Source organism: Sanguibacteroides justesenii, from assembly GCF_003204205.1.
GTDB classification, from domain to species: domain Bacteria; phylum Bacteroidota; class Bacteroidia; order Bacteroidales; family Marinifilaceae; genus Gabonibacter; species Gabonibacter massiliensis.
Genome location: NZ_QJPL01000002.1, coordinates 64,750 through 77,651, shown reverse-complemented (window position 1 = coordinate 77,651; position 12,902 = coordinate 64,750). Strand labels below are relative to the sequence as shown.

General features: G+C 41.6%; 13 protein-coding genes. 6 read left to right on the top strand and 7 right to left on the bottom strand.

The window, feature by feature from the left end:
- Positions 1 to 27: 27 nt before the first annotated feature.
- Positions 28 to 597 carry an RNA polymerase sigma-70 factor gene (locus DMB45_RS03305; protein ID WP_041505284.1) on the bottom strand — a complete coding sequence of 190 codons (570 nt, stop codon included), beginning with the start codon at positions 595 to 597 and terminating at the stop codon, positions 28 to 30.
- Between the two features lie 328 nt (positions 598 to 925).
- On the opposite strand from DMB45_RS03305, the gene DMB45_RS03300 reads away from it, so the two are divergent.
- A complete protein-coding gene (locus DMB45_RS03300; protein ID WP_041505285.1) occupies positions 926 to 1,114 on the top strand; it encodes a PLDc N-terminal domain-containing protein in 189 nt (62 codons plus the stop codon).
- Positions 1,115 to 1,674: 560 nt separating this feature from the next.
- Positions 1,675 to 2,067: a fibronectin type III domain-containing protein gene (locus DMB45_RS03295; RefSeq protein WP_041503155.1), complete on the top strand. Its 393-nt coding sequence runs from the start codon at positions 1,675 to 1,677 to the stop codon at positions 2,065 to 2,067.
- Positions 2,068 to 2,295: 228 nt separating this feature from the next.
- Here the strand turns inward: DMB45_RS03295 and scpA are convergent, their stop codons facing one another.
- Both scpA and DMB45_RS03285 read right to left on the bottom strand, forming a co-directional pair.
- The gene (scpA, locus tag DMB45_RS03290; protein WP_041503154.1) at positions 2,296 to 4,452 is read right to left on the bottom strand and encodes a methylmalonyl-CoA mutase; all 2,157 of its coding nucleotides are present in this window, start codon (positions 4,450 to 4,452) and stop codon (positions 2,296 to 2,298) included.
- A 60-nt stretch (positions 4,453 to 4,512) separates the two neighbouring features.
- Positions 4,513 to 6,390, bottom strand: coding sequence for a methylmalonyl-CoA mutase family protein (locus DMB45_RS03285; RefSeq protein WP_041503153.1), 1,878 nt, complete (start codon positions 6,388 to 6,390; stop codon positions 4,513 to 4,515).
- Between the two features lie 241 nt (positions 6,391 to 6,631).
- On the opposite strand from DMB45_RS03285, the gene DMB45_RS03280 reads away from it, so the two are divergent.
- Positions 6,632 to 7,528 carry a diaminopimelate dehydrogenase gene (locus DMB45_RS03280; RefSeq protein WP_041503152.1) on the top strand — a complete coding sequence of 299 codons (897 nt, stop codon included), beginning with the start codon at positions 6,632 to 6,634 and terminating at the stop codon, positions 7,526 to 7,528.
- Positions 7,529 to 7,596: 68 nt separating this feature from the next.
- Here DMB45_RS03280 and DMB45_RS03275 read toward each other — a convergent pair whose 3' ends face one another.
- Complete coding sequence (locus DMB45_RS03275; protein WP_041505289.1) at positions 7,597 to 7,896, bottom strand: hypothetical protein; 300 nt, start codon at positions 7,894 to 7,896, stop codon at positions 7,597 to 7,599.
- Between the two features lie 456 nt (positions 7,897 to 8,352).
- Between DMB45_RS03275 and DMB45_RS03270 the strand changes: the two genes are divergently transcribed.
- The 3 genes from DMB45_RS03270 to efp all read left to right on the top strand — a co-directional run bounded on the left by DMB45_RS03270 (position 8,353) and on the right by efp (position 10,365).
- Positions 8,353 to 8,928, top strand: a complete 576-nt coding sequence (locus DMB45_RS03270) for an L-threonylcarbamoyladenylate synthase (protein ID WP_110688448.1) — start codon at positions 8,353 to 8,355, stop codon at positions 8,926 to 8,928.
- A 20-nt stretch (positions 8,929 to 8,948) separates the two neighbouring features.
- Positions 8,949 to 9,635, top strand: coding sequence for a tRNA (adenosine(37)-N6)-threonylcarbamoyltransferase complex dimerization subunit type 1 TsaB (tsaB, locus tag DMB45_RS03265; RefSeq protein WP_041503149.1), 687 nt, complete (start codon positions 8,949 to 8,951; stop codon positions 9,633 to 9,635).
- A 160-nt stretch (positions 9,636 to 9,795) separates the two neighbouring features.
- Complete coding sequence (gene efp, locus DMB45_RS03260; RefSeq protein WP_041503148.1) at positions 9,796 to 10,365, top strand: elongation factor P; 570 nt, start codon at positions 9,796 to 9,798, stop codon at positions 10,363 to 10,365.
- 162 nt (positions 10,366 to 10,527) lie between these two features.
- Here the strand turns inward: efp and rnc are convergent, their stop codons facing one another.
- The 3 genes from rnc to DMB45_RS03245 are packed head-to-tail and all read right to left on the bottom strand — an operon-like array spanning position 10,528 to position 12,790.
- A complete protein-coding gene (rnc, locus tag DMB45_RS03255) occupies positions 10,528 to 11,271 on the bottom strand; it encodes a ribonuclease III (RefSeq protein ID WP_041503147.1) in 744 nt (247 codons plus the stop codon).
- A gap of 22 nt (positions 11,272 to 11,293) precedes the next feature.
- Positions 11,294 to 12,538, bottom strand: a complete 1,245-nt coding sequence (fabF, locus tag DMB45_RS03250) for a beta-ketoacyl-ACP synthase II (protein WP_041503146.1) — start codon at positions 12,536 to 12,538, stop codon at positions 11,294 to 11,296.
- 15 nt (positions 12,539 to 12,553) lie between these two features.
- Complete coding sequence (locus tag DMB45_RS03245) at positions 12,554 to 12,790, bottom strand: acyl carrier protein (protein ID WP_041503145.1); 237 nt, start codon at positions 12,788 to 12,790, stop codon at positions 12,554 to 12,556.
- Positions 12,791 to 12,902: the final 112 nt, after the last annotated feature.

Here is a 12,902-nt window from a genome sequence, read left to right as displayed (position 1 = left end):
AAAATAAGAAAAAAGGGTGATAGAGAATCAATCTTTTTTTGTTAATAAATATAAAAGTGTTAAGAAGATCTTTTCCTGAAGGTTCTCACGCAGGAATTTAAGAGCTGTTTTCATTTGAGTCTTTACCGTGTTGATGCTGATTTTCATCTCCTCTGCGATCTCTTGATACCCTTTGTCGTTCAAGCAGGCCATTAGAAATATTTTCCGGCATTTTTCGGGAAGTAGGTTTACGGTTTCATATAGAATTTCGGCTGTTCCCTGGTACTCTTCCGTCGTGTCGTAGTGATGTATGTCATTTTCTTTTGAAAAAGAGAGCTGGGTTTCGTATCTTTTTTTATGTTCTTTCAGGAAAAGTAGAGAGCGGTTTTTGACGATCTTATAAATATACCGGTCCAGATCTCCGGTGAACGTGTGGAGCTTTTTGCTGTTCCACAAGCCGATAAAACAATCTTGTACGATGTCTTCCGCGGCTTCCAGATCATCCAGTATGTGATAAGAATACAACAGTAAATTGTCATAATACTGTTCAAAAAGAAGTTGGAAAGCATTGCTTTCGTCTTTCTTGATCAAATGTAGTATGGTTGCCGATGAATTCATTTCTATTATTTATGTATACAAATATAATGAACTCCAATATTGAAGCAAACTTTTAAGGGAAAGAATTCGTGTATCGATGTTATTATGGCCGAATGCTGTTGCGCTAATCCACCGTCGATACTCCTGTCGGGCAGCGAGAATAGGGGTATATATACGGGAATTTTTTCTGAACGCGATCTAAAGGATACGCGTATATTTTATGAGAAATGGGAATTATGGTTTTATTTAAGTTAAATTTTAAAATTTGTCGTATTTATTTCTGTTTTCAGTTGATGAATTCGACTAAAACAGGTTATTTTGCAGTATTAATTTTAAATAAATAAATGTTATGGGATTGATTATCTATATTATCGGGATCGTGGCTACGATTTATGCCATTCTTGATCTTGTAAAGAAAAACATTTCGACGCCTTGCAAGTTGCTGATTATCATTGTTCTTTTATTGACCAGCTGGATCGGTTTGATTATCTATTTCTTGTACGCGAAAGACCACGTGGAAGAGTGGTGCAAACAATGAGGTAATTCAAAAATATGCAAGATACGGTGCATAAGTTTGTGGATAGCATCTTGTAAAAAGTAATTTGACAAAAATGGAGACATTTCATTTACGATTTTGTCTCCGTTTTATAATCATTTGATTCAAATGATTATATTTTTTGATCGGGTTTAAATTCCGGTCAAACATTGAAATACGATACGGGGCGGTTGTCTTGGAAAATTTTTTATCTCTTAATTTATTGGCTGTTCTTCTTTTCGATAATTTTCTATCGTGTTTAAGCTATAACGGCATCCGCAACCTTTAGGAAAGCCTCAGTATAGAGTGGATTGAAGAGGTTTTAATTTCAATTATTCGGGAAACGGGAAAATCCGTATCTATTTTTGAGATAGGGATAATCGGATCTTTAACTGCATGGTTGCGGCTAAAAAAGAGATACCGGTGTAAAGCAATAAAAGTAGATTTCGTTCGTTATAATATAATTTATTTAATAAAATAAATATATTTATTTTTATATTTGAAAATAATATTAATTTTGTAAGTGATATATTTAAGATATTAATCTTATAACTAATAAAACTATGAAAAAAATTAGAAAAAACGCTTTGAAATTATTTTTATTCGTCTGCTTGGGTTTAACCCTTACGACGATAGTGTATGCCAGTGCGAGGATAAATGGTGATGTTCCCAGTTCTCCGAGCAAGCCTTGGTTTGTTAATGTATGGGGTAATGGATGTCAATTAAGTTTCTATACGCCTATTGATAATGGAGGGGCGCCAATACAATACTATGTTATTCAGCATATGTACAAAGATGATTTCATATGGTACACCTCGGGAACAACGACAACGTTTACCTTTGCGGCTGTTAATATGAGGGAAGGAAAGATGGCACAATTTCGTGTTAGAGCCGTAAATAAATTTGGAATGAGTGAACCGTCGGAAGCTTCTGAATTTATCATATTTAAAGATTGATCCGATATTAATTAAGATACCAAGAAAGAAATCCTGAATAATCATAATATAGAGTTATTTGGGATTTTTCTTTCAAATTAAACCTAATCGAAAATACGTGTTTTTTACAATTGTTTATTAAACAAAATGAGATTGGGTTTGGATATATTTATTATCATTTTCTTAAGGCAAAAAAGAACTGTCTAATAAATTTAGACAGTTCTTTTTATTTTATAGAGCATTCGAAAATTATTTCTTAGCTAAATCGATCAGGATTTCGAGAACCTGAATAGCGCTCTTGGATACTTTGGTCCCGGGACCGAATACGGCGATAGCACCGGCATCGAACAAGAATTGATAATCCTGATGAGGGATAACTCCTCCTACATAAACGAGGATATCCTCGCGGCCTAATTTTTTCAATTCGTTGATAACGGCGGGTACCAATGTTTTATGTCCGGCAGCCAAAGAGGAAACTCCGACTACGTGTACGTCGTTTTCCACGGCCTGTTTGGCGGTCTCTTCCGGGGTTTGGAACAAAGGTCCCATGTCCACGTCGAAACCGAGATCTGCATAACCCGTGGCAACTACTTTAGCACCGCGGTCATGTCCGTCCTGACCCATTTTGGCAATCATGATACGAGGACGACGTCCGGTCATTTCTGCAAATTTGTCTGCTAACTCTTTTGCTTTCCGGAAATCTTCGTCTTCTTTTGCTACGCTTGAATATACTCCGCTCACGGTTCTGATAACTGCTTTATAACGTCCTACAACTTTTTCACACGCGTATGATATTTCGCCCAAAGAGGCTCTTTTCTTGGCGGCATCTACGGCCAATTCCAGTAAATTGCCTTCTCCGGTTTCCGCACATTTGGTGATGGCCTCCAAGGCTGCATCCACTTCAGCTTGATTACGGTTTGCTTTTAATTCTTGCAAACGGCGGATTTGTGCTTCCCGTACGGCGGTGTTATCCACTTCGAGAATATCGATCGGATCTTCTTTTTCCAAACGGTATTTATTTGTTCCTACGATAGTTTGAACTCCGCTATCGATGCGGGCTTGCGTACGTGCGGCTGCCTCTTCGATCCGAAGTTTAGGTATGCCGGATTCGATGGCTTTGGCCATACCGCCCAATTTTTCGATTTCCTCGATATGAGCCCATGCTTTGTCTACCAATTCTTGCGTCAGGCTCTCCACGTAGTAGGAACCTCCCCACGGGTCGATGGATTTGCAAACGGTGGTTTCATCCTGGATATAGATCTGTGTATTACGGGCTATACGTGCGGAGAAGTCGGTCGGAAGAGCGATGGCTTCATCCAGTGCGTTGGTATGCAAACTCTGGGTGTGTCCAAGAGCGGCGCCCATGGCTTCTATACAGGTGCGTCCCACGTTGTTGAACGGATCTTGTTCGGTCAAGGACCAACCGGAAGTCTGGCTGTGTGTACGTAATGCCAAAGATTTCGGGTTTTTCGGGTTGAATTGTTTTACGATCTTTGCCCACAACAGACGACCGGCTCTCATTTTGGCGATCTCCATGAAGTGGTTCATACCGATGGCCCAGAAGAATGATAAACGCGGGGCGAAGGCATCGATATCCATTCCGGCGTTCACTCCTGCGCGCAAATATTCCAAACCGTCGGCCAATGTATAAGCCAGCTCGATATCGGCGGTGGCACCTGCTTCCTGCATGTGGTACCCGGAGATAGAGATGGAGTTGAACTTCGGCATATTTTTGGAAGTATATTCGAAGATATCGGCGATAATCTTCATAGAGAATTTAGGCGGGTAAATATAGGTATTACGCACCATAAACTCTTTCAGGATATCATTCTGAATGGTTCCCGACAATTGATCCAGGGTGGCTCCTTGCTCTAATCCGGCAACGATATAGAAAGCCAAGATCGGAAGAACCGCACCGTTCATCGTCATGGAGACGGACATTTTATCCAACGGAATCTGGTCGAACAGGATCTTCATATCCAAAATAGAGTCCACGGCAACACCGGCCTTACCCACGTCTCCGATTACGCGCGGGTGATCGGAGTCGTACCCGCGGTGAGTGGCCAAGTCGAATGCCACTGACAAACCTTTTTGTCCGGCGGCCAAGTTACGGCGATAAAAGGCGTTAGACTCTTCTGCCGTGGAGAATCCGGCGTATTGACGGATCGTCCAGGGGCGCATCGGATACATTCCGGAATAGGGTCCGCGGAGGTAGGGAGGAATACCGGCTACATAGTCCAGGTGTTCCATACCTTTCAAATCTTCTTCGGTATACACGGGTTTTACCGGTATAAGTTCAGGGGTCATCCACGATTTTTCAATCTGATTGGCTTTCTCCCACTCGGAAGCGGTCGTAGCAGGCTTTTGTGATGACTTGATATTTATATCTTTAAAATTCGGTTTCATCTTTGTAATTTGTAATTATGATTAAGGCTGTGCTCTCAATCTGAAATCTAAAATCGTCAACTATTTAATTCCCAATTTTTGTTGGTAACCCTTCAGGTCTTCCAGTACGTTACATTTTACATGAACATAGTTGGTGATACCGATTGCTTCCAATTCCGGTCTGGATTCCGGGTTTCCGGCAACAACGACAATGGCTTTGTCTTTTAATGCAGCGTAAATCTCCGGAGCAATCGTCGCGTATTCGTCGTCCGAACTACAGATTACCACGATATCGGCTTTGTTGTCCAAGCAGGCTTTTGCTCCTTCTTCCACGGTTTTGAATCCGTTATTATCCATTACCTGGAATCCGGCACAAGCAAAGAAATTGCATGCGAATTGGGCTCTTGCTTTACGCATGGCCAGATTGCCCATGGGGAACATGTAAACGACCGGACGGTGTCCGTTTTCTTTGGCGAACATGTCGGTTCTTAAACGCATAGCCTCAAAAGCCTGGGTTCCGCGGTAAGGTTTCAATGTTTCTACAACAGCATCGGGGGCGGTGAAGTCTTCCGGTTCCAAGATGCAAGAACAAAGAGCTTTGTCGATCTTTTCGTTGAAATTCGGGAATTGGTTTGTTCCCAAGAAGTTTTCTTTGCGGTTTGCGATGTCCTGGTCTCTCTTTTGGGCGGTAGCCTTTATTGCGGCTTGAACGAAGCCTGACTCTAAAGCTTTCTGCATGCCGCCTTGTTCCTGAACTTCGAGGAATAGCTTCCAGGCAGCTTCAGCAATGAACTGGGTCAGCTCTTCGATATAATAAGATCCTCCGGCTACGTCTGCAATCTTGCCGAAATGAGACTCTTCTTTTAACAGTAATTGTTGGTTGCGAGCCACCCGTTCACCCAATTCAGAGGGATGGCATTCGTAGATATAGTCGTACGGGTGTACGGTGAAAGAATCAACACCGCCTAAAATAGCGGACATGGCTTCCGTTTGAGTACGAAGCATGTTTACATTCGGGTCATAAACCGTTTTGTTCCATTCTGAAGTTTCAGCATGTATATTCATTTTACAGATGGAGTCGCAGCACGGGTTGTAAGCTTTCACGATTTGAGCCCACAAGAAACGAGCGGCTCTCAATTTGGCTATTTCCATGAAATATTTGGAGCCTGTGGCAAAGCGGAAGCGCATTCTGGGGGCGATATCTTTGATATCCATGCCGGCATCTGTCAGTTTATCCAAGTATTCAACACCGGCAGCCAGACTAAATCCCAATTCCTGTACAATGGAAGCACCGGAATTGTTGAAAACAAATCCTCCGACTTCGATGCTTTTGAAATTTTTCATCTGGGCCGTTCCTTCCGTGGTCGTTTTTACAACATTGAAAGGATGAGGATCACAGAACTTGCCTTCCAGAACCAATTTCGTGATCGGATCTATATTGATACCTCCGTGGATGGATTCCGGATTCACTCCTTTTTCCGCAACCACTTCTTTAAACATATTAAGGATGGCAACTTTATTGCAACATAAAACGAAGTTGATTTCGATGCAGTCGAGGCAAATATCTTTTAAAAGAGCCTCCATGTCGGCTTTCGTGAAGTTCTTGCCATCAGAAATAACGAAGCCTAAGGAATCAACACCTCTGTTCAAAATGTCCAACGCTTTCTTATTCGCCTCTGCAACATTCTCTACCTTAATGTCTTGACGAATAAACCAGTTGTTGTCTTTTTTGTTACCTCTCACGTAAGGAAATTCTCCGGGGAAGCAATCCAAGTACTTGAGGTCCTTCATATTCTCCAAACGATACATCGGTTGGACATTGAAGCCCTCGTTTGTTCTCCAAACCAGCTTTTTATTGAAATCAGCCCCTTTTAGGTCTGCAGTTACTTTGTCCATCCACTCTTGAGTCGTGTTTGGTGCAAATTCACTGAAAAGCTTTGTGTGTACATTCTCTGCCATAATAAGTTTTTATGTAATTGTTCTGTAACTGTTTGTTATTAAAAACGAAAAGCAAAATTAACCCTTTTCGACAATTTAAAAAAGAAAATCCCTTTTATTTTCGGCTATTCGGCATATTATCATGGTTTTTTAATAGTTCGTTGAAATAATTTGATATTTGGGGAGATGAAAAATAGAGATACCTTTTTACGGGAGAGGATTATTTTGTAATTTGCAGCGTTAAATTTAAAGTAAGAAACAGATGAAAAAGATAAGAGCTGCCATTGTCGGCTATGGAAATATCGGACGCTATGTGCTTGATGCGCTTCAGGTCGCACCTGATTTTGAAGTAGCGGGAATCGTACGCCGAGATGCCGCGGATATACCTGATGAGTTGAAAAGTTTTCCGGTTGTTTCGGATATCGCCTGTCTGAAAGAGGTGGATGTTGCTATCCTGTGTACGCCGACCCGAAGTGTGGAAACTTATGCTTCTAAGATTTTGAAGATGGGGATAAATACCGTCGACAGTTTCGATATTCATACGGAGATTTCCGGATTACATGAGCGTTTGGGAGAGATAGCTAAAAAATACAATAGTGTTTCTATTATTTCTGCCGGTTGGGATCCGGGGAGTGATTCTATGGTTCGGGCCCTGTTGGAAGCTTGTGCCCCGAAAGGAATTACTTATACGAATTTCGGCCCCGGCATGAGTATGGGACATACGGTAGCCGTAAAAGCTATCGAAGGGGTAAAAGCGGCATTATCTATGACGATTCCTGTTGGTACGGGCATTCACCGCCGGATGGTTTATATCGAATTAAAGGAGGGGTATGATTTCAAACGGGTGGCGGAAGCTATTAAGACGGATCCTTATTTCGAACATGATGAAACCCATGTAATGCAGGTGGACAGTGTAGATGCTTTGAAAGATATGGGACACGGAGTCAACCTGATCCGGAAAGGAGTTTCCGGAAAAACACAGAATCAATTGTTCGAATTCGGTATGAAGATCAATAATCCTGCCCTGACGGGTCAGATTTTGGTGGCTACGGCCAGGGCTTCCGTGCTGCAGCGGCCGGGATGTTATACTTTGATAGAGATTCCGGTTATCGATCTACTGTACGGAGACCGGAAGGAGCTGATAAAGCATTTGGTATAGAGAATATTTTACTGGAAAAGACCGGACCATTATCATCGTCCGGTCTTTTCAAAAAAGCGAAGACTCGATTAAATGCTTCCTGTTCCATTGCTTCCTGTAGACCAATCCGTAACACTGGCTGTAACTTGAATTCCGGTAGCTGTTATCGTAAACGTCAATGTATGTTTCTGATTAGCTATAAACGTCAGCTCGTTTTCTCCGTCTTTCGGCGTTACGGTTTTATCTGTATTATTTAGGGTCAGGGTAAATTCCGGGGCAGAACCGGGCCATACCAGGTAATCGGTGACGAATGTTTCGCCGGATTCGCTCAGATCGGCTCCGGTAACCTGAGGATAATAGGCGTAAAATCGAGGGAACCCACGGGCCAAAAATCTTCATTGCCCGGCTCGAAGTCGAATTTTGTTCCGTTCGTACTTATCGAAATTTTCGCGTTATTTAAATTTTCCTGTGTAGTTTTTGTCCTTTGTTCTTTAATTAATAACAACGTTAAACCACAAAATAGAGGTATGATAAACGAGAGGACGTACGAAAAATACATCCAGGAAATGGAAGAAAACAATTCACTGATCATGATCCCTTTTGGTACTATAATGTACATATTTACATGTTCAAATATAGTAAAATAATGTCTTGTGAAACGTTTTTCAGGAGGTAGTGTTGTATTAGGCCGTAATTGATACGAAATGATCCGACTAGAACCGTTGGGATATGGATTCGAAGGAAATAGGATGCGTAATGGCACAAGAGAAAAATTATTTATATGAATAAAATTGAATCTGGAAAATAATTGACAATTTTGTATCATCAATTTCAATGATACTGATATGAATGTAGAAAAATGCAGAGAAGAAGTAAAGAAGGCTTGTGAGGTATTGAAAAACGGGGGGGTAATCCTTTACCCCACGGATACGATTTGGGGAATCGGATGTGATGCGACTAATGATGAGGCTGTAAAACGGGTATATGAGTTGAAAAAGCGGGAAGACAGTAAGGCGATGTTGGTTCTTTTGGATGATTTGGGTAAGTTGGCATCCTATGTGGATGTGCCGGATATTACTTATGATTTGTTGGAAGCTGCCGATCGTCCGATGACGGTCATTTATCCGCGTGCTAAGAATTTGGCCAAAGGACTGGTTAGTGCGGACGGCACGATAGGAATCCGTATCACGAAAGAGATTTTTTCGCGAATGTTGGTTGCTCGCTTTCGCAAGCCGATTGTTTCTACATCTGCCAATATTAGTGGAGATCCTTCGCCCAAATGTTTTGCCGATATCAGCGATGAGGTAAAAAAATCCGTCGATTACGTGGTCGATTTTCGACAGGAGGAAACGACTAATCCGGCCCCTTCCAGTATTGTTAAATTAGGCTTGGGAGGAGAGATACAGATTATTCGTCAATAAAGGATATAAAATTTTAATTTATGGCATTGATTTTAAATATAGATACGTCAACAGAGATTTGTTCGGTGGCTATAGCTCGGGATGGAAAGTTATTGGCTTTGAAAGAGAATGACGAGGGATTGAATCACTCTGTTTTATTGGGTGTTTATGTAGACGAACTGTTGAAAGAGAATGGAATACGGGCCAAAGAGTTGGATGCTGTTGCCGTTAGCATGGGGCCCGGTTCCTATACCGGGTTACGTATTGGCGTTTCGTTGGCCAAAGGGATATGTTTCGGAACGGGGAAACCTTTAATAGCTATAAGCACGTTGAAAGCTTTAGCTATTTCCGTTGCCCGGAATGTTGACGAAGAGGCTCTTTTTTGTCCGATGATAGACGCTCGTCGCATGGAGGTTTATTCGGCTATTTTTAATCGGAACGGGGAGATGATACGTGATGTACGGGCGGAAATCATAGACCCGTCTTCATTTAGCGATTGGTTGGTTGATCATAAAATCTATTTCTTTGGAAACGGTAGTGGAAAAGTAAAAGAGGTCATAGTTCATCCCCATGCGCGATTTGTGGACCGGGTGGTTACTTCTGCTGTCAATATGATAACTTTGGCCGAACAAAAGTGGGAAGAGAAAACTTTTGAAGATCTGGCTTATTTCGAACCGTTTTACTTAAAAGATTTTATCGCTACCGTTCCCAAGAAAAAAGTGCTTTGAATGTTTTTTCCATTTCTCGGATTTTTTATAGAGAGTAAACTTGTCATGATGCTAAAATGGTCATGGCTGTGGAAAAATGATTCGACTTTTGGTCAGTTGGGCTGATTTTCTTATATTTGCACCCTAATTTCAATTATTAAAACTAAAACTTATTAGATAAATGGCAACGACAGCTGATTTTAGGAATGGATTATGCATCGTTTTTAAGGACGATTTATATACCATTGTACAATTCCAACATGTGAAACCGGGTAAAGGTCCCGCTTTCGTGAGAACGAAATTAAGAAATGTAAAAACAGGGCGGATTTTGGAAAATACTTTTACCTCTGGAATAAAGATAGATGTAGCTCGTATCGAGAGACGTCCTTATCAGTTTTTATATAAAGAGGGAGAGGATTATGTTATGATGCATACGGAGACTTACGAGCAATTGAATATTGCAAAAGAGTTGATCAATGCCCCTCAATTTTTAAAAGAAGGAGATGCCGTTGAGATGGTTGTGCACGCCGATACGGAAACACCGTTGTATGTTGAGTTATTGCCGAACGTCGTATTGGAAGTGACTTATACGGAACCGGGTTTGAAGGGAGATACGGCTTCTTCAACGGCTTTGAAGGCAGCCGAGGTGGAGACCGGAGCCAAAGTGATGGTACCTCTTTTTGTAAATACCGGGGAAAAAATACGTATAAGTACGCAAGACGGTTCTTACGTGGAACGCGTGAGGGAGTAAAAAGAAGAAAAGATATTTATGGAGAGACTATCCGCTTTGAGGGTAGTCTCTTTTATGTTCATCTCGAAGAGCAAACAGGGCGGATTCGACAATCTGTATGAGGTTATTCCATCAAAAAATTGCTAAATTGCGAGAACTGGCTTTTGGTCGGATAAGCTCGGGCTATATGATAATATTGCCTTGCCCCTCATTTTGAAGTTTTTGAATGGCTTTTTCCGCGGAATGTTGTTCAGCTTCTTTTTTGGAAGACCCCACGCCTTTACCGATGACTTCTTCTCCGACTGAAATCGTACAAACGAATTTGGAGCGACGATTTTTAAAGAGCTCTTCCGTGTGTATGCTCAGTTCTATTTTATTTTTTTGTCCCCACTCGATAAGTCGACTTTTGAAATTTTTATCGATGTATACCAGGTCTTCTAAGTTTACGTAGTGAGGAAAGATGTATTGTTCGATAAAATCCTTTGTCTTGGCGTATCCCTGATCAAGATAGATAGCACCGGTAAAAGCTTCGAACACATCACCGTATATGTGTTTGTTTTTTGAAATGTCCGATTTGGCGATGACCTCTTTACTTAACCCCATCTTTATGGCTATTTCGTTCAAGGACTCCCGGCTTACGATCTTGGAACGTAGGCGGGTTAAAAATCCTTCGTCTTTGTTCGGAAAAAATTTGTAAAGAATTTCAGCCACGATGGCACCCAATACGGCATCGCCCAGGAACTCGAGGCGTTCATAATTAAGGATCGTTCCGCTTTTCGTATACCTGGAAGCAGACTTGTGCAGTAAAGCAAGGTTATATAACCCTTTATTTTGAGGGATAAATCCCCACTCGTAAATAGACAATCCATAAAACTTATCTTTGCGATGCAGATATAGTTTTATGGATTGAATTATTTGCCTAATCACTTTCCAACGTTTTAGTTAGTGATTATTTTTTAAATACAACACAGGCATTGTGACCACCGAACCCGAAGGTGTTACTAATGGCAACATTTATTTTTCTTTCTTGAGCCTTATTAAATGTAAAATTTAATTTCGGATCCAGTTCCGGATCCAAGCTCTGGAAATTAATAGTCGGGGGAACAATGTCGTTTTTCACGGCCAAGACACAAGCGATTGCTTCGATGGCACCGGCGGCGCCTAATAAATGTCCGGTCATTGATTTGGTAGAACTGATGTTCAGCTGATAAGCGTGTTCTCCAAATGCTTTAAGAATAGCCTTAGGTTCTGCTATATCTCCTAATCCCGTAGATGTCCCGTGTACATTGATGTAATCGACATCTTTAGGAGTCAGGCCTGCATCTTCGAGGGCAGATTTCATTACGTCTCCGGCACCTTCTCCTTCCGGGTCGGGAGCCGTCATGTGATAAGCATCACAATTCATTCCTGCTCCTGCAAGTTCTGCATAGATTTTAGCTCCTCTCTTCATGGCGTGCTCGTATTCTTCAACGATTAGTGCGGCTCCGCCTTCTCCCAACACGAATCCGTCACGGTTTGCGTCAAACGGACGAGAAGCGCTTTTCGGATCGTCATTGCGGGTGGATATGGCTTTCATGGCGTTGAAACCTCCAACACCGGGAACGGTTATCGCGGCTTCAGATCCGCCGGCAATAATCACGTTTGCTTTTCCTAATCGAATGAGGTTTAATGCATCTACTAAAGAATGAGCCGATGATGCACAAGCAGAAACCGTCGTATAGTTAGGCCCCTTTAGGCCGTGTTCGATAGCGATCATTCCTCCTGCCATATTGGCAATCATCTTGGGGATAAAGAAAGGGTTGAATCTGGGAGTACCATCTCCGATGGCAAATGTTTTACACTCTTCGTAGAATGTTTCCAATCCTCCGATACCTGCGCCCCAGATTACACCTACTCTTCTCTTATCCTCTGCGGATAAATCGAGTCCTGAATCCTTAATGGCTTCCCGGGCTGCAATGAGACCGAATTGCGTGTAAAGATCCATTTTACGGACTTCTTTCTTGTCGAAATGTTCCGTCGGCTCGTAATTTTTTATTTCACACGCGAATTGCGTGCGAAATTTAGATGCATCAAAACGAGTAATAGGACCGGCGCCGCTAACGCCTTTTTTCAAGTTGTCCCAAAACTCGGACACCGTGTGACCGAGAGGATTGATCGTTCCAAGACCTGTAATTACTACTCGTTTGAGGTTCATAAAATCAATATTAAATTACTGAGCGTTAGCTTCAACATAAGCAATAGCATCGCCTACGGTAGCAATTTTCTCTGCTTGATCGTCCGGAATAGTGATGTTGAATTCTTTTTCCAATTCCATAATCAATTCTACCGTATCCAAAGAGTCAGCTCCAAGATCATTTGTAAATGTTGCACTCGGTGTAACTTCTGATTCATCAACTCCTAATTTATCAACGATAATAGCTTTCACTCTGTTTGTAATGTCAGACATAACTTTAAATTTTAATTAGACATTTTTTAATTTCACACTTAATCACCCTTGGGGTGTACATAACTCTCAAAGTTCGGGGGCAAAGTTAGAGAATTTATTTTTCATAGAAAAT